Here is a 15,302-nt window from a genome sequence, read left to right on the forward strand (position 1 = left end):
CGCACTTTTTAATGAGCAGCATATGAGTGAGTTGTTCGATCAACTTGAATTTGTGGAAGATCCGTTGTACGAGCGTATTATAAACGATCTTTTGGAGCAGCAATACAGCGTTATAGACAACTTCTTTACAGATGTAGAGGTTGTGTTGCTGCGCAATTCCCTGATGGCCAAATACGAGGAGGACCGGTTTAAAAAAGCGGCCATAGGCAATAAGTTTGACGAACAGATTATAAAATCCATCCGTGGCGACTTTGTTTTATGGATCGACGAGCAAAAAGCCAACGCGGCCGAGACACGCTTCTTCCACAAAATAAACCATATGACACATTACCTTAACAAAACCTGCTTTTTGGGTATTTTGCACAAAGAATTTCATTATGCCGTCTATCCCGAAGGCACCTTTTACAAACGTCATTTGGATACTTTCCAGAACGATGACCGTAGGAAACTATCTTTTGTTTGTTATCTCAACGACGAATATTGGAAAAACGAAAATGGCGGCGAACTGGTAATCTATCAGGAAAAAAACGGTGTGGAAGCAGCCAAAAGTTTGTATCCACTGCCCGGGCGCGTTGTTATTTTTGAAAGCCAGCTCTTAGAGCATGAAGTAAAGACCGTATTGGCCGCAGAACGGTATAGCATTACGGGCTGGTTAAAAACAAGGTAATGTTTAGGTCAATATTTAATGACGCACGAAATTTCAAAGCAATGTCCCTTTTGTCGAATAATCGCTTTGCATCCTCAAACAAAATACATACCTTTATCACAACATAAACTTTAGGGGTGCCGTGAAAGCCGGCTGAGATAAAACCCTCGGAACCTGATCTCGTTAATACGAGCGAAGGGAAAAGTTGAAATATTTAAGCGACATACCATTTCCAAATAGTATGTTTTGGGGACAAGGCTGCTTACGGCACTTGTAACCTATTCAATCTACTTTTCAGGGAGTTCCCCTCCTAAAGTTTACAGAAAAACATAAAAAAATGATTACTGTAAACGTAAACAGCACCAAGCACACATTTTCACAGGGCATCAATACACAGGAATTGCTGGAGCAACTGCAAGTTTCCCCAAATGGCATTGCCGTGGCCATAAACAACCAAGTCGTGCCAAAAGCAAAGTGGCAGGAAACCATTACAAATAATGCCAATATATTAATTATTAAAGCAACCCAAGGCGGATAATACTGAAGTTTTATCGGGCGGGCCCTTCATTGCATTCCGGCCTGGCTATCCGCTGTATCCCCGACATTTATCGTCGAGGGATACCGCTGCTATCCCTGCCCGTTCCATCAATCGGGCTTTACCTAAAAAACAATTATTTAGAAAAATAAATTACAAGAACATGAATCCTAAAACCCAAAACACCACACCCAACAATACCATAAGCAGGGCTCCTTTTCCTAATTCCAACAAAATATATGTATACGGAAACATCCATAAAGGGGTAAAAGTGCCCATGCGGCAAATACAATTAGACGATACCGTAGATAAATTTAACGGAACACGCGAAAAAAACGATCCGGTATTGGTATACGATACCAGCGGCCCATATACAGACCCGAACATACAAATAGACGTGAAAAAAGGCTTGCAGCCCATTCGCGAACAATGGATAGCAGCACGGGGCGATGTTGAACAGCTCGACGGGCTTACTTCTTCTTATGGAAACGAACGCCTGAACAATGAGAATTTGGACGAACTACGGTTTCAACACCTTAAAAATCCTTTCAAGGCCAAAAAAGGGCAAAATGTTACCCAAATGCATTATGCCAAAAAAGGGATCATTACCCCCGAAATGGAATTTATAGCCATTCGTGAAAACCAAAAACTGCAAGAGGCCAAAGCCATTGCCGGGCAACATCCCGGAGAGAGCTTTGGGGCCGCCATTCCTAAAGAGATCACGCCAGAATTTGTGCGTCAGGAAGTAGCAAGTGGCCGGGCCGTTATTCCGTGCAACATCAACCACCCGGAAAGCGAACCGATGATTATTGGTAGAAATTTTCTGGTAAAAATAAATGCCAATATCGGGAACTCAGCCGTAACATCATCCATTGAAGAAGAAGTAGAAAAAGCCGTTTGGGCGTGCCGTTGGGGAGCAGATACCATTATGGACCTTTCTACTGGAAAAAACATTCATGAAACCCGCGAGTGGATTTTGCGCAATTCGCCCGTGCCCATAGGAACGGTTCCCATTTATCAGGCATTGGAGAAGGTAAACGGAAAAGCCGAAAATTTAACATGGGAGATTTTTAGGGATACCTTGATCGAACAGGCCGAACAAGGGGTTGATTATTTTACCATTCATGCCGGGGTTCGCTTGGCTTATGTACCGCATACGGCCAAACGTGTAACCGGGATTGTATCACGCGGGGGGTCTATTATGGCAAAATGGTGCTTGGCACATCATAAAGAAAACTTTTTGTACACGCATTTTGAAGAAATCTGCGAAATCATGAAAGCCTACGATGTTTCCTTTTCCCTAGGCGATGGCCTGCGTCCGGGAAGCATAGCCGATGCAAACGATTATGCACAGTTTGCCGAACTGGAAACACTTGGCGAGCTTACAAAAATTGCATGGAAATACGATGTGCAAACCATTATTGAAGGCCCCGGCCATATACCAATGCACATGATTAAGGAAAACATGGATAAGCAGTTAAGAGAATGTGGCGAGGCACCCTTTTATACATTGGGGCCTTTAACAACCGATATCGCTCCCGGTTACGACCATATTACAAGCGGTATAGGTGCCGCAATGATTGGTTGGTACGGTTGTGCCATGCTATGCTATGTTACGCCAAAGGAACATTTGGGGCTGCCTAATAAAGAAGATGTAAAACAAGGTGTAATTACCTATAAAATTGCAGCACATGCCGCCGATTTGGCAAAAGGTCATCCCGGAGCCCAACACCGCGACGATGCCATGAGCAAGGCACGTTTCGAGTTCCGTTGGGAAGACCAATTTAATTTGGCATTAGACCCCGATACGGCACGTGCATATCACGATGAAACCCTGCCTTCGGACAATGCAAAGGTAGCTCATTTCTGCTCGATGTGCGGTCCTAATTTTTGCTCCATGAAGATTACTCAAGATGTGCGAAACTATGCCAAAGAAAATGGTCTAGATACTCAAGAAGCCATAGAAGAAGGAATGAAGAAAAAGGCCGAAGAGTTTAAAGAAAAGGGAAGCGAAGTATACCTATAACGATGAAATGTTTATAACCCCGATACATGAATACTATAATTTAATAAAGCTGTCAAACATGTTTATTGTAATAACACCCGAAAGTAACTTAAAAAACGAGGCTAAAACTATAAACAAACTGTTTGTTGCCGGGTTAAATTGCCTGCATGTCCGGAAGCCTAAAATGACTAAAGGAGAATTGCATAAATGGATTACGGACATCAATGAGAATTTCCATAATCGATGTATGCTTCATCAGCATCATGAATTGGCGTTGGAATTTAATTTGAAAGGCATTCATATAAAAGAAAAACAGCGTGGCGAAATAAAAGATTTAGATAGGTACACTCGGTATTTTCAACAAGAAAATAAGTGTAAAAGCTCCGGATTTCATCAGTTGGGGGAATACAAAATGTTATCTCAAAAATTCGAGTATGCATTTTTGAGCCCTGTTTTTAATTCTGTTTCAAAAGAAAATTACCATGGTATGGAATGGGATGTGAGTTCTTTACAACAAAAACCAATTGCCCTGGGCGGGGTAACGGAAAAGAACATACAAGAGACCAAAAAATTAGGATACGGAGGCATTGCTGTTTTGGGCAGCGTATGGAACGCCTCAAATCCGGTAAATGCTTTTCTGTCGTTAAAAAATGAATATGATGAGGTATATGGATAAAAGGCCTTTTGTATTGTCGATAGCCGGATTCGACCCCTCTGCCGGGGCTGGATTGTTGGCAGATATTAAAACCATTGAAGCCATCAAGGCGTATGGTTTAGGGGTTTGTACCGCCAATACCGTTCAAACGGACGAAGGCTTTTATCAATGCGAATGGACGAATCCCGAAACGATAAAATTTCAGTTACAAGTATTATTAAAAGCTTATAAAATCAAGGCTGTTAAGATTGGAATTGTTCAAAATGAAAAACTGTTAAATGAATTGCTCGACATGATAAAAAAGTACAATTCCAACACAAAAATAGTATTGGACCCGGTGTTAAAATCAACAAGCGGACATCGGTTTCAGCAAGCAGGGGATTTTTTATCAGAAGAAACAGTAAAAAAAATCACATTGTTAACGCCCAATTATGAAGAAATTGAGCAATTACGTCCTTTATTTTCAATGGAAAGAACTATTAAAGCTTTCATGGTTCATACAAATATATTACTCAAAGGAGGACATCATCCAGCAGAAAAGGGAAAAGACGTTTTATATGAAAAAGGAAAGGAAAACTCGGTTTTATTCCCATCATCAATAGGAAAAATGTACGAAAAGCATGGGAGTGGCTGTGTGCTGTCATCGGCAATTACAACCTATTTAGCGCTGGGTTTGCCACTTCATGAAGCTTATAAAAAGGCAAAACAGTATACAGAAAGCATTTTAATGTCGAATACCACCAAATTAGGTTACCATTTATGGAAATAGCCAAGTTACATTATATATCGCAAGGAAAAACGCCAAAAGAACACATTCAAAACATAAAAAATGTTTGTGAAAGCGGAGTAAAATGGGTGCAATTGCGTTTAAAAAACGAATCACCGCCCACCATATTAAAAACGACCTTAATAGCCAAGTCCATTTGCGAAGCATATGGGGTTAAGCTTATATTAAACGATTATCTGGAAATAGCCAAAGAGCTGGATGTAGACGGTGTTCACTTAGGAAAAGAAGACAGTTGCCCTTTGCTGGCGAGAAAATTATTGGGCCCCGAAAAAATTATTGGTGGAACGGCCAATACCAAGAAAGATTGTAGGGACTTAATTGATAAAGGAGTGAATTATATCGGTTTGGGCCCTTTTAGGTTTACGGAGACAAAGAAAAGCTTAAGTCCGATTCTCGGAATTGATGGATATCATAACATAATTGTAGCATTACGATTAAAAAAACACAACATTCCAATAATTGCGATAGGCGGAATATTGCAAACCGATTTAAATCTATTAAAAGAAACAGGGGTATATGGCGTTGCCATGTCCGGTTGGTTGACCAACACAGCAAACCTTGAAGAAAAAATTAATACTATTCACGCACGAATGCGCAAAAAAACACCCATGAATTATGCAAAATGAAGATTATTTGAAAATAGCCGATAAAAAATTTCAATCGCGTCTATTTGTAGGGACTGGAAAGTTTAGTTCGGCCAACATGATGAAAGGGGCCATAAAGGCAAGCGGTAGTGAGCTGGTAACCGTGGCTTTAAAAAGGGTGGATGCCCAAAATGAAGAAGATGGCCTGCTAAATGGTTTGCAAAACAAGCACCTTAATTTATTGCCGAATACCTCGGGGGTACGAAATGCAAAAGAAGCTGTTTTCGCGGCCGAATTGGCACGGGAGGCCTTGGAAACAAATTGGGTAAAGTTAGAAATTCACCCAGACCCTAATTATTTATTACCCGACCCGGTTGAAACATTAAAAGCCACCGAAAAATTGGTAAAAAAAGGTTTTGTGGTAATGCCATATATACATGCCGACCCCGTTTTGTGCAAAAGGTTGGAAGATATAGGCGTGCAATGTGTAATGCCTTTGGGAGCACCAATTGGGACCAACAAGGGGTTGAAGACGTTCGATTTTCTGGAAATTATTATAGCACAAAGTACAGTTCCCGTTATTGTCGACGCGGGCATTGGGGCACCGTCTCATGCGGCTGCTGCCATGGAAATGGGAGCCGATGCCGTTTTGGTAAATACGGCCATAGCGGTTTCTAATAATCCCATTGGCATGGCAAAAGCATTTAAAAAAGGCGTAAAAGCAGGACGGGAAGCATATTTGGCAAGCTTGGCAAACATTCAGGCGAAAGCAGAAGCCAGTAGCCCATTAACCAGTTTTTTATATGAGTAGTTTTAGAGATACCTTTGAGAAATATCCATGGGCCCATGTTTTGGAAAGCATTATGGACAAAACTTCCAACGATGTAATTCGCGCCCTGGAAAAACCCAAGCCAAGCCAGGAAGATTTAAAGGCATTGATAGCTCCGGCGGCCAAGCCTTTTCTGGAAGAAATGGCACAAAAAAGCAGTATAATCACAAAAAAACGTTTTGGGAACACCATGCAAATGTTCGCGCCCATGTATTTAAGCAATGAATGCCAAAATATATGCACCTATTGCGGTTTTAGCTTTACCAACAAAATCCCGCGCCGTACATTAACAGATGCTGAAATATTAAAAGAAGTGGGTTACATAAAAAACAAGGGATTTGACCATATTTTACTGGTTACGGGAGAGGCAAATGCAACCGTTGGGGTTTCGTATTTAAAAAACGCCATTCAATTAATACGAAACCATTTTTCGAACATAAGCATCGAAGTGCAGCCTTTGGATCAAGATGAATATGAATTGTTGATTGATGAAGGCCTGTATGCCGTTTTGGTATATCAGGAAACATATCATGAAATGGAATATAAAAAACATCATCCGAAGGGGAAAAAATCAAACTTTTTCTATCGGTTGGAAACGCCCGACCGATTGGGGCGGGCCGGAGTCCATAAAATAGGGCTCGGGGCTTTATTTGGGCTGGAGGATTGGCGGGCCGACAGTTTTTTCACGGCATTGCATTTGTCGTATCTTAAAAAAACATATTGGCGAACTAAATTTTCAATCTCTTTTCCTCGTTTACGACCTTTTTCGGGGGGATTGGAACCAAAAGTAGCAATGACCGACCGGGATTTGGTGCAGTTAATATGCGCTTACCGGTTGTTTGACGAAGATGTGGAATTATCAATTTCAACAAGGGAAAATGAAAAATTCAGGGACCATATTGTAAACTTGGGGATTACATCCATGAGTGCCGAGTCTAAAACCAATCCGGGGGGGTATGTAGTCGATAAACAGTCGTTAGACCAATTTGAAATATCCGATGAACGGCCAACCGAAGAAATAGCAACCATGCTACGGAATCAAGGGATTGATGTCGTATGGAAAGATTGGGAGAATAATTGGGCAAAATAAAACTTTTTTACGGAACGATTTAGCAAATATTTAAGAATTTTGTACTTAAAAAAATGCAGCTTTTTATTTATATTTGATAATATATCGAGCGTATATTAACATATAAACAAAAAAGTTATGAAAAAAAGACTATTTATTGCAGTATTCTCATTTTTTGCATTTTTAGCCCAAGCGCAGGATAAGGAAATTAAGTTAGGGGATGTTTTAAAGATTAACAGTATTCCGGAAGCGACATTTCAACACATAGAGTTGCCAAAAAAGAATATAATTATAAAAAGAGGCGGAGTGCCCGACTATAAAACGGTACACAATAACGAAGTAGTAGTTACAAAACTAACGACAAACCATGAAGGGGAACAAATGGCCACCTTAAAAAGAAAAGATGGGCGTAATTTCTTTGTTAGTTTTCCGTTGATTACTGCCAATGTAACGAGGGCTATTGCCGAAGAGGAAATTAGTTATTAAAATAAGCTTGAATGGCCTAATTGTATCGGTGCTTTTTGGAAACTTACAATGTGGTTATTTTTTAAATTTTTCTAAGGCTTTTTTGGTTTCGGGAGATAGCACGAGCCGGCCGGATGTTTCTGCTCTTTCTTCTAAGAGCGACTCCCAATGGTCGGTACCTTGCCACATGATTTTTTTCATGGCCAAAACGGCTTGAGGGTTGTATGCAGCGAGTTTGTTCGTTAAAATATCAATTTCTTCATCAACATCGGTAAGGGATTCAAAAACTTTGGCATACAACCCTCTTTCTTTTGCCCAGTATGCATTTTTCCATTCGGTAGCGGCCAACGAAAGCTCGGCTAGGGCAGCAATGCCCATTTTGCGTTCTATGGCGGGGGCGATAACAAAAGGACCAATGCCAATGGTAAGCTCAGAAAGTTTAATGGCGGCGGCTTCGGTAGCAATGGCATAGTCGCAGGCGGCAATTAAGCCAACCCCTCCACCAACGGTTTTCCCCTGAATGCGGCCGACAATTAATTTTTTACAAAGCCGCATGGAGTTGATTACCTTGGCAAACCCGCTAAAAAACCGTTTTCCTTCTGCTTCGTTGGAAATGGCAACCAATTCATCAAAAGAAGCTCCGGCACAAAAGGCTTTTTTGCCTTCGCTTTTAAGGATTATCACATGTACGTTCTTATTCTCAGAAAGTTTTTCAAATTCATGGGCCAAACGATTTAATAATACCGTTGGAAAAGAATTACTGGCAGGATGGCCAAATTCAATGGTTGCAATGTTATTTTCAATTTTTGTATATAAACTTCCGTCAAGACGATCGGTGCCCATGTTTTGTATGTTTTGCAATTGTTATATCAAAAATAAGTAATCAAAGCCAGCTTGGGGAATTTTTATCCGTTCATTTTTGAGGATGAAAAACCAACGGAAGGTATAAGCGCATTATGGGATTTCAAAGCCTATACTTTCAACTCTGCCGATATGTTTGCCAGTATTCGGTTCGTTTAAATTTAGCATGCTCGCCCACATTACGGTTACGAATACTGGCTAGGGCCTTTTTATTTATTATTTGATGCAAAATCCCGGTGATTTTTACCTGATCACCCTTTTGGTTGATTTTATGACTCATTGTTCAGTCAGGTGTTTTTGATGTAAGCTTTTCCAGCGTTTTTTTCGGTAAAAATTTTCTACAAAACCTGATTTCTCTCCTTTTTTTGTTCTATGATAAGTGCTGCCTTTACAACTTCACTTGCGGAAGTATATTTTCCCGTTTTAATTTGTTGGCTGATGAAATTGTCAAAAATAATCTCCTAGAAAATAGAGATATTTTTAACCATAATCCCATAATCTTTTCAAAGGCACCAACTATTGGTATGAAATCATAATAATACTAATTTCTGCCTAATAAGCAACGTGCCGCTGTTAGCAAAACGCCCTTAATACTATTTGTAGAAGAGGCCAAGACATTTTTTTAATAATGGGATTAGGCGTTTACATATTTCCTCCTGAACTTAATAACCAGTGCCGAGGAGCGAACAAGCATCCATACGAAAAAGGCGGTCCAAATGGCATATAATTTCCAGTCGAGGTAATCCAGAACAAGTAAGGTTGGGGTAAAACCGAGAAAAGTGGCCGCTAATAAGACGTTACGCAAATAGGAAGCTTCGCCAAGACCTTTGAAAATACCGTCGAACATAAAAGCAATGGCATTTACAGGCTGCATGAGCAGTACCATCCAAAAAACAGATGAAAACAGTGAAAGTACGGCAACTTCTTTGTTAAAAAGCAGGCCTATTTGATTATAAAACAAACCGCAGGCCAACATTAAAACAAATGAAATTATAATGGCATATTTACAAATGTCGATACTTAAAAACCAAAGCCGCTTGTAATCTTTAGCGCCCAACAACCTTCCTGAAAGGGCATTTCCGGCGTTTGCATAACCATCTATAAAAAAGGAAAAAAACAGCCAGATATTCATTAAAATACTTTGTGCCGCGATATAGTTTTTGCCATAATCTGTAGCGTAGGCATTGGCTAGATAAATGGCAAAATTGAGAGCTGCGGTCCGCACAAAAAGATTCGCGCTCATTAATAAGAGCTTTTTCATTTGCGGATTGACCTTTAACCGAAGTCTTAAATTAAAAGGTGTTTTTTTAAAGTAAAAGTACAATGCCATGATGAGCATAACCAATTGTGCCATCACGCTTGCATAACCTGCACCTTTTAAATGCATAGCCGGAAGCAGGCCATCTATGCCATATACTAATGCGTAATCTAAAACAATATTTACCAATGCGCCCGTTAAACTGCATTTCATGGCCCATAAGGTGTTTTGCAAACCCCTAAAAACCCCAAAAACTGCAAAAGTCACCAGTGTTAATGGGTAACCAATGGCCCGGATGGTATAATAATCTTCTGTGTATTGCAAAATAAGCCCTTCGGCATTGTATAAGCTAAAAATTTCTTTAGCAAGTAACGCTGTGCTAAAATAAATTGCAAGGCTGAGCAAAAAGTTAAAAACCAAGGCCTGTGGGACCAGGGTTTTTACCGCATGCAACCTGTTGGCCCCTAAATGTTGCGAAACAATGGCCGAAATGGCTGTTTTGGTTTGGGCGACTATCCAAATAATGGCGGATAGAAACGAACCCACAATTCCGGCGGCAGCAAGGGCCTCGACCGGGTTTTTATCAACATTTCCTATAATGGCAATATCGGTAAGCGATATTAAGGGTTCTGCAATGCCTGCTATAATCGCTGGCACTGCTAATTGATTAATTTCTTTAAAGCTGATTTTGGTTTTCTCCATGAATTTGTCTAGCGAAATGTTAGCTTAGTGTAAACACAAAATAATTTTATGTAAATTTAAATGCAAAATAAAGCATTTAACAATCAAACATTAAATACTACACCCATGAAAAATATTTTGGTTCCCATTGGTACTTCGGCCAACTCAGTAAAAACATTACAATATGCTATAGATTTTGCCAGTTCTTTTGGGAGCAAGCTCTACATAATGCAGGCATTTACCTTGATAAATAAGGCTGGTAATATTGCTAATATAGAAGATATCGTTGCCAAGTCTACCACAGATCAACTTGAAGGGATTTTAAGTAAGGTGGACAAAAAAGGGGTTTCGGTAACCAAGGCCGCATATAATGGTGATGTTTTGGACGGGGTTAAGGCGGTAGACAACCAATATGGAATAGATTTAATTATTTTAGAACCTAAAACCATTGACATACGCGAAGAAGTATATTTGGGGCAAACATCGGGCAGCATTGTTAAAAAAACAAACATTCCTACATTAATTGTACCCGAGGGAAATACATTTAAGCCTTATAAGACCGGTTTGGTTGCCTTTAAGTCAGGAATTGTTAAACGAGATGCCATTTTAGACCCATTAGTGCTTTTAAAAGATAAATTTAAATTGAATTTAAACCTCTTATTGGTAAAAACGCCAAGCTATACAGCAGAAGATTTAGAGATAAATCCAACATTAGAAAAATTAAGCAATGGTCTGCAAACCACTGAAAACACTACTACTTTTGAGGGGGTGCTAGAGCATTTTCAGGAAAACCAGCCGGACATTTTAATAGTTTTTAGAAGAAAACGCGGTTTTTTTACCAAGTTATGGGAAAAAAATATAATTTTGAAGCGCGAATTTCGTTGCTCAATACCTTTACTGGTTTTAAGCGTTAAAAAGTAGAAATTGCAAAAAAACATTATATTTGCCACCGGAAGAAAATGGCAAAAAAATAATTTGGGGCATTAGCTCAGCTGGCTAGAGCGCTACACTGGCAGTGTAGAGGTCATCGGTTCGACTCCGATATGCTCCACAAACAAAACCTGTAATTGCTTTACTATGAAGTGATTATAGGTTTTTTGTTTTTAAATATGTACGATTTTAGTATGATTAAATATTTTTTAACTAATTTTTGTTATGTTCATACTATTAACAACTTTCGTAAATTAGTATATCGTATTATATGTATTCTTTATAGATTGAAAGTATGTATGTATCTTATTTTCAATAAAGTAAAGAATAATTTTATATGAGAGTGAAATTTAAAATCAATAATCACTATTTGAGGATTGGGGTGTGAGGTAAAACACCTCTATAGCTTTATCTAATTAGCCCTTGTCATTCTTTATAAGAATACACATTATAAAATTTGTTAATTTTTATAGTATTAAACTATTGAATAGAAGAATGTTCCATTTGACTTCATAAGCTTTCATTATTAAGCGAATTTATACCTAATAATAATGTTGTATCTACTTTTAAAGCATTAGCAATTTTATGAAGTGTTAGTATAGTTGTGTTGATTTCTGCTCTCTCGATCCTTCCTATTTGATTTTTTGGAATTCCCGCTTCGCTAGCTAGGTCAAATTGAGACAAATCTCTCTCTATTCGGAGAAGCCTTATATTTTCCCCAACCTTTTTAAGAACCTGTATTTCTTCTTCATTAAACACAGGTTAAAAGTGAGGTTAATCAAAAAAACAATCGGACACATTAAAGGGGTATTTGATTGAAATTTACTATTATTGCTTTATATAAGTGTTTAGATTGAGGAAATCCGTAAGGAAGTACAATCCAGACCCAATACTTTTACCAACTACAAAACCATACTATTCAATGAAAAAACATCTATTACTATTCTTTATTCTAACATTTATACTTTCATGTTCATCAGATTCTGAAGACCTAGCTTCTATTAAAACATCAGATATAATGACAGGGACATGGAAAGTTTCTAAAAAGGGAAAAATATATACGGATGGAGAAGAAGAAATTACAAAATACTATAATCCTGACTGTACTGAAATTTGGAACATCAACAAAGATGGCACTCTTATTATAGACTATTATAAAGCTAATGATAGCAACCAATGCACTTTATATAATTCAAATAATGACCGAAATTGGATAGAGTTTGAAGATGGACAAATCTCATTTTATTGGAAAGAAATTAATCCATATGATTCTTTTAACGACAGTCGACCTATTATAACTTTCAAAGAAAATAATGACGTAATGAGAATAAAAATACACATCTCTAATGACAGTTCAATTAAATATGAGTTCACAGACTTTACTAGACAAAACTAACCTACCATGAAAAAAAGAACACTATTATTTATTTTACTATTAATAATATACTCTTGTAGTTCATCAGACGATAATAACAATAACAGTAACTTATTTAACCCTCCAAAATGGATACAAGGAACTTGGTTGTATATTGATAATGAAGTTGTAGTTGGTGGATATGAATTCACTTCTGATAATTTTATTTCTATTATAGGAGAAAATCAATTACGAACTAATTTTAAAGAACTCTTGGAGGCAAGCCAAAGTGCTGGTAACACTCCAATTGTGGATGAAATTATAACTGAAACCGAATACTCTTTCACTATTGACCAAGGAATTAATAGTCAGAGATTTTCGTTTTATAAAGTTTCCAGTAATAAGATTGAAACTGGAGATAGTTTAATAATTTATACAAAACAGTAAAGCATAATGTTTTTTAAAAAAAAGAGTAAGAGTCCTGTGGAAATATTATTTCGAGAATATGAAGCAGAGGTAAAGAAGGCTATTAAAGAAACACCTATTGATTTAAATAATCCAATGGCTGGAGTTTTAGTGCTCGGTATAATAGCAAATTTAAAAAAAGCTTCAATTCAGGATGCAAGTAATTTAAGTATTTATTTCTCTTTATCTGAAATGGAAACGGAAGCCACAATAGACTTAGCTATTGATAAAGTTAAAAACAAATACTTAAAATAGAGTAATATATGACATGGGTCTTAGTAATAATAGCTATTATAATTTTTCTCTTTGTAAGCAGCAAAAAAGAAGAAAATATTAGGGTAGCAAAGCAAGGAGGTGTCAAACATAAATATGGAACTTTAATAGCATATTTATTATCATCTCATCCCAAAATGGAAACTCAGAAGCTAAATACAGATTCTATAACAATGGCAGTAATAGAACCTGGAGTAAGAACAGAGTTTTCAATAAGACATGGGTTTGAAAGTGTAAGTGTTTTTTGGTCGCATCATAGCACAGGGTACGGACGTCACAGGCTTGACTGGACTTTCCCAGAATTTCAATCTCAAGAAGAAATGATTAATGAAATTGAAGACGACATTGCTGCTTATGAGCATAAACTCTTATTTTAAAACAATAATGATATGACAATTGTAATAATTATTATAGTAATAATTTTTCTGTACTGGAGTTTAGTTCCTGCAAGACCAAAACAACATAATTTAAATGATATAATTAATCAAACCCAAAAAAATGAGGGTAAATTTTCTAATGTATATTTAGATTATGAGTTTAGCCAAACTTTTGGAAAAACTTATTATGTTTCGAAATCACCTAACGACCTAAGAGATAAAAAGGTTTTTTCAGGCACTGAAAACGAATGTGAAAATTATGTCTTTCAACATAACCCATAATAACACCATAATGTAATGAATTATTTAATTATTATACTTCAATCTAGTGCTTTAAGTGATTCAAGAGTTGATAGAGGGGGAGATTCAATATGGGATCATCCTTTTACAGCTTTAATTGGAGCATTTTTCGTTGGTTACTTGATTTATGATTATTTGAAATCAAGAAAATAATTAACCATCAAATTTCAAAATATGATTCTACAAGTAATTTTTCTTCTATCAAGAGATATAGGTGCTTCAATTATGGCGGGTGTGATTTTAGCCATCTTTTTAATGCTATTCCAGTATATCTCAAATAAAAGAAAAGAGCGTGTTGTAAATTTGAACAATCAACACAAACAAGAAGAACAACACACTATGCCGATTGATAGCAAAAGTTCCTTACTTAACTTAAAGAAAAAAGGAATTATATCTGAAGTCGAATACAGTACTAAGGTTAATATAATTGAAGAATCAAAATTTGAACATGTTTTAAAAGAAACTAAAGAGTACCGACAACTTAAAGAGTTATTAAATTCTAATATTCTTACTAAAGAAGAATTTGAAAAGAAGATTGATCTACTAAAGAATACCATCAAAAGAAAAAATGAACGTGAAGAACATATCAGGAGTTTAAAGTTTAATCAAATAGGCGATTTTATTGAAGGTCTTGCAAAAGTTTGGGATGAAAATGAGAATTACGGTTTTATTGATATGAGTGACAATTTAATAATTCCATGTCAATATGAATATGCTGAAGATTTTTCAGAAGGAGTTGCAGTTGTAAGGAAGAATGGAAAATTTGGTTACATAGATGAAGAGGGAAATGTTATAATACCTATTGAATATGATGACGCTAGAAGTTTTTACAATGGAATAACAAAAGTAAAATTATATAATCGTTTTATTTTCATCAACAAAGAAGGAGATGAAATAACTTTGAATAAAGAACAAAAACAAGCCTTCGAAGATAGAAATATTATAAATTTTGAAACAACATATATAAAAAGTGGTTTTTCATTAAAAATGGGGTCATATGATGAGTTCATAATTGAAAATAATGAAAAAGGTTTAGAGTTCACTATCTATAAAAATATTCTCAATGAAAAATATTACATGTATATGAAAAATAATGAAATTCTATTATTCCCTAACAAAAGAACATGCATTAAATACATTTCGGAGAATTTAGTTAATTAACACAATAACTTCTAACGCCTATTTTATATTAATTATTTGAGCATGGAACAATTATTTGGCACCTGCG

At 36.9% G+C, this 15,302-nt stretch carries 20 protein-coding genes, 1 tRNA gene and 1 riboswitch; of the genes, 17 read left to right on the top strand and 4 right to left on the bottom strand.

Features of this window, described 5'->3' with window-relative positions:
- The first annotated feature begins 22 nt into the window (after positions 1-22).
- From UXI14_RS05385 to UXI14_RS05425, 9 genes are all read left to right on the top strand, one after another.
- Positions 23-667, top strand: a complete 645-nt coding sequence (locus UXI14_RS05385) for a 2OG-Fe(II) oxygenase (protein ID WP_335965223.1) — start codon at positions 23-25, stop codon at positions 665-667.
- Between the two features lie 102 nt (positions 668-769).
- Positions 770-864, top strand: a riboswitch (TPP riboswitch).
- A 119-nt stretch (positions 865-983) separates the two neighbouring features.
- Positions 984-1,184 (top strand): sulfur carrier protein ThiS, encoded by a 201-nt coding sequence (thiS, locus tag UXI14_RS05390; protein ID WP_277899984.1) that lies wholly within the window; start codon positions 984-986, stop codon positions 1,182-1,184.
- A gap of 160 nt (positions 1,185-1,344) precedes the next feature.
- Positions 1,345-3,207: a phosphomethylpyrimidine synthase ThiC gene (gene thiC, locus UXI14_RS05395; RefSeq protein WP_277899983.1), complete on the top strand. Its 1,863-nt coding sequence runs from the start codon at positions 1,345-1,347 to the stop codon at positions 3,205-3,207.
- Between the two features lie 58 nt (positions 3,208-3,265).
- Positions 3,266-3,862, top strand: a complete 597-nt coding sequence (locus tag UXI14_RS05400) for a thiamine phosphate synthase (protein ID WP_335965225.1) — start codon at positions 3,266-3,268, stop codon at positions 3,860-3,862.
- Complete coding sequence (locus UXI14_RS05405; RefSeq protein WP_335965226.1) at positions 3,843-4,610, top strand: hydroxymethylpyrimidine/phosphomethylpyrimidine kinase; 768 nt, start codon at positions 3,843-3,845, stop codon at positions 4,608-4,610. The genes UXI14_RS05400 and UXI14_RS05405 overlap by 20 nt, the downstream gene beginning before the upstream one ends.
- The gene (thiE, locus tag UXI14_RS05410; protein ID WP_335965227.1) at positions 4,601-5,254 is read left to right on the top strand and encodes a thiamine phosphate synthase; all 654 of its coding nucleotides are present in this window, start codon (positions 4,601-4,603) and stop codon (positions 5,252-5,254) included. The genes UXI14_RS05405 and thiE overlap by 10 nt, the downstream gene beginning before the upstream one ends.
- Positions 5,244-6,023, top strand: a complete 780-nt coding sequence (locus UXI14_RS05415) for a thiazole synthase (RefSeq protein WP_335965228.1) — start codon at positions 5,244-5,246, stop codon at positions 6,021-6,023. The genes thiE and UXI14_RS05415 overlap by 11 nt, the downstream gene beginning before the upstream one ends.
- Positions 6,016-7,131, top strand: coding sequence for a 2-iminoacetate synthase ThiH (thiH, locus tag UXI14_RS05420; protein WP_335965230.1), 1,116 nt, complete (start codon positions 6,016-6,018; stop codon positions 7,129-7,131). Before UXI14_RS05415 ends, thiH begins: the two co-directional genes overlap by 8 nt.
- 117 nt (positions 7,132-7,248) lie before the next feature.
- On the top strand, positions 7,249-7,596 hold the full coding sequence (locus UXI14_RS05425; RefSeq protein ID WP_335965231.1) for a hypothetical protein: 348 nt from the start codon (positions 7,249-7,251) through the stop codon (positions 7,594-7,596).
- A 54-nt stretch (positions 7,597-7,650) separates the two neighbouring features.
- On the opposite strand, the gene UXI14_RS05430 is transcribed toward UXI14_RS05425, so the two are convergent.
- From UXI14_RS05430 to UXI14_RS05440, 3 genes are all read right to left on the bottom strand, one after another.
- Complete coding sequence (locus UXI14_RS05430) at positions 7,651-8,418, bottom strand: enoyl-CoA hydratase/isomerase family protein (RefSeq protein WP_335965232.1); 768 nt, start codon at positions 8,416-8,418, stop codon at positions 7,651-7,653.
- Positions 8,419-8,774: 356 nt separating this feature from the next.
- The gene (locus UXI14_RS05435; RefSeq protein ID WP_335965245.1) at positions 8,775-8,894 is read right to left on the bottom strand and encodes a type II toxin-antitoxin system ParD family antitoxin; all 120 of its coding nucleotides are present in this window, start codon (positions 8,892-8,894) and stop codon (positions 8,775-8,777) included.
- Positions 8,895-9,070: 176 nt separating this feature from the next.
- Positions 9,071-10,396 (bottom strand): MATE family efflux transporter, encoded by a 1,326-nt coding sequence (locus UXI14_RS05440; protein ID WP_277899975.1) that lies wholly within the window; start codon positions 10,394-10,396, stop codon positions 9,071-9,073.
- Between the two features lie 105 nt (positions 10,397-10,501).
- Between UXI14_RS05440 and UXI14_RS05445 the strand changes: the two genes are divergently transcribed.
- Positions 10,502-11,296: a universal stress protein gene (locus UXI14_RS05445; RefSeq protein WP_335965234.1), complete on the top strand. Its 795-nt coding sequence runs from the start codon at positions 10,502-10,504 to the stop codon at positions 11,294-11,296.
- A gap of 56 nt (positions 11,297-11,352) precedes the next feature.
- Positions 11,353-11,426: transfer RNA gene (locus UXI14_RS05450), tRNA-Ala, on the top strand.
- 389 nt (positions 11,427-11,815) lie between these two features.
- Here the strand turns inward: UXI14_RS05450 and UXI14_RS05455 are convergent.
- The gene (locus UXI14_RS05455) at positions 11,816-12,064 is read right to left on the bottom strand and encodes a helix-turn-helix transcriptional regulator (RefSeq protein WP_335965235.1); all 249 of its coding nucleotides are present in this window, start codon (positions 12,062-12,064) and stop codon (positions 11,816-11,818) included.
- A gap of 163 nt (positions 12,065-12,227) precedes the next feature.
- Here UXI14_RS05455 and UXI14_RS05460 point away from each other — a divergent pair, with 163 nt between their 5' ends.
- From UXI14_RS05460 to UXI14_RS05485, 6 genes are all read left to right on the top strand, one after another.
- The gene (locus UXI14_RS05460) at positions 12,228-12,701 is read left to right on the top strand and encodes a hypothetical protein (RefSeq protein ID WP_335965236.1); all 474 of its coding nucleotides are present in this window, start codon (positions 12,228-12,230) and stop codon (positions 12,699-12,701) included.
- A gap of 6 nt (positions 12,702-12,707) precedes the next feature.
- The gene (locus UXI14_RS05465; protein ID WP_335965238.1) at positions 12,708-13,106 is read left to right on the top strand and encodes a hypothetical protein; all 399 of its coding nucleotides are present in this window, start codon (positions 12,708-12,710) and stop codon (positions 13,104-13,106) included.
- A 6-nt stretch (positions 13,107-13,112) separates the two neighbouring features.
- Positions 13,113-13,379 carry a hypothetical protein gene (locus UXI14_RS05470; protein WP_335965239.1) on the top strand — a complete coding sequence of 89 codons (267 nt, stop codon included), beginning with the start codon at positions 13,113-13,115 and terminating at the stop codon, positions 13,377-13,379.
- A gap of 8 nt (positions 13,380-13,387) precedes the next feature.
- Entirely contained in the window at positions 13,388-13,774 is a 387-nt protein-coding gene (locus UXI14_RS05475; protein ID WP_335965240.1) for a hypothetical protein, read from the top strand.
- A gap of 12 nt (positions 13,775-13,786) precedes the next feature.
- Positions 13,787-14,056: a hypothetical protein gene (locus UXI14_RS05480; RefSeq protein WP_335965241.1), complete on the top strand. Its 270-nt coding sequence runs from the start codon at positions 13,787-13,789 to the stop codon at positions 14,054-14,056.
- A gap of 192 nt (positions 14,057-14,248) precedes the next feature.
- Positions 14,249-15,235, top strand: a complete 987-nt coding sequence (locus UXI14_RS05485; protein WP_335965242.1) for a WG repeat-containing protein — start codon at positions 14,249-14,251, stop codon at positions 15,233-15,235.
- Positions 15,236-15,302 lie beyond the last annotated feature (67 nt).

The sequence above is a fragment of the Galbibacter sp. PAP.153 genome, from assembly GCF_037029175.1.
Taxonomy (GTDB): Bacteria; Bacteroidota; Bacteroidia; order Flavobacteriales; family Flavobacteriaceae; genus Galbibacter; species Galbibacter pacificus.

Coding starts and splice junctions, on each gene's coding strand:
- UXI14_RS05385 (WP_335965223.1), top strand. CDS start 23: ATGAGTGAGTTGTTCGATCAACTTGAATTTGTGGAAGATCCGTTGTAC.
- thiS (WP_277899984.1), top strand. CDS start 984: ATGATTACTGTAAACGTAAACAGCACCAAGCACACATTTTCACAGGGC.
- thiC (WP_277899983.1), top strand. CDS start 1,345: ATGAATCCTAAAACCCAAAACACCACACCCAACAATACCATAAGCAGG.
- UXI14_RS05400 (WP_335965225.1), top strand. CDS start 3,266: ATGTTTATTGTAATAACACCCGAAAGTAACTTAAAAAACGAGGCTAAA.
- UXI14_RS05405 (WP_335965226.1), top strand. CDS start 3,843: ATGATGAGGTATATGGATAAAAGGCCTTTTGTATTGTCGATAGCCGGA.
- thiE (WP_335965227.1), top strand. CDS start 4,601: ATGGAAATAGCCAAGTTACATTATATATCGCAAGGAAAAACGCCAAAA.
- UXI14_RS05415 (WP_335965228.1), top strand. CDS start 5,244: ATGCAAAATGAAGATTATTTGAAAATAGCCGATAAAAAATTTCAATCG.
- thiH (WP_335965230.1), top strand. CDS start 6,016: ATGAGTAGTTTTAGAGATACCTTTGAGAAATATCCATGGGCCCATGTT.
- UXI14_RS05425 (WP_335965231.1), top strand. CDS start 7,249: ATGAAAAAAAGACTATTTATTGCAGTATTCTCATTTTTTGCATTTTTA.
- UXI14_RS05430 (WP_335965232.1), bottom strand. CDS start 8,418: ATGGGCACCGATCGTCTTGACGGAAGTTTATATACAAAAATTGAAAAT.
- UXI14_RS05440 (WP_277899975.1), bottom strand. CDS start 10,396: ATGGAGAAAACCAAAATCAGCTTTAAAGAAATTAATCAATTAGCAGTG.
- UXI14_RS05445 (WP_335965234.1), top strand. CDS start 10,502: ATGAAAAATATTTTGGTTCCCATTGGTACTTCGGCCAACTCAGTAAAA.
- UXI14_RS05460 (WP_335965236.1), top strand. CDS start 12,228: ATGAAAAAACATCTATTACTATTCTTTATTCTAACATTTATACTTTCA.
- UXI14_RS05465 (WP_335965238.1), top strand. CDS start 12,708: ATGAAAAAAAGAACACTATTATTTATTTTACTATTAATAATATACTCT.
- UXI14_RS05470 (WP_335965239.1), top strand. CDS start 13,113: ATGTTTTTTAAAAAAAAGAGTAAGAGTCCTGTGGAAATATTATTTCGA.
- UXI14_RS05475 (WP_335965240.1), top strand. CDS start 13,388: ATGACATGGGTCTTAGTAATAATAGCTATTATAATTTTTCTCTTTGTA.
- UXI14_RS05480 (WP_335965241.1), top strand. CDS start 13,787: ATGACAATTGTAATAATTATTATAGTAATAATTTTTCTGTACTGGAGT.
- UXI14_RS05485 (WP_335965242.1), top strand. CDS start 14,249: ATGATTCTACAAGTAATTTTTCTTCTATCAAGAGATATAGGTGCTTCA.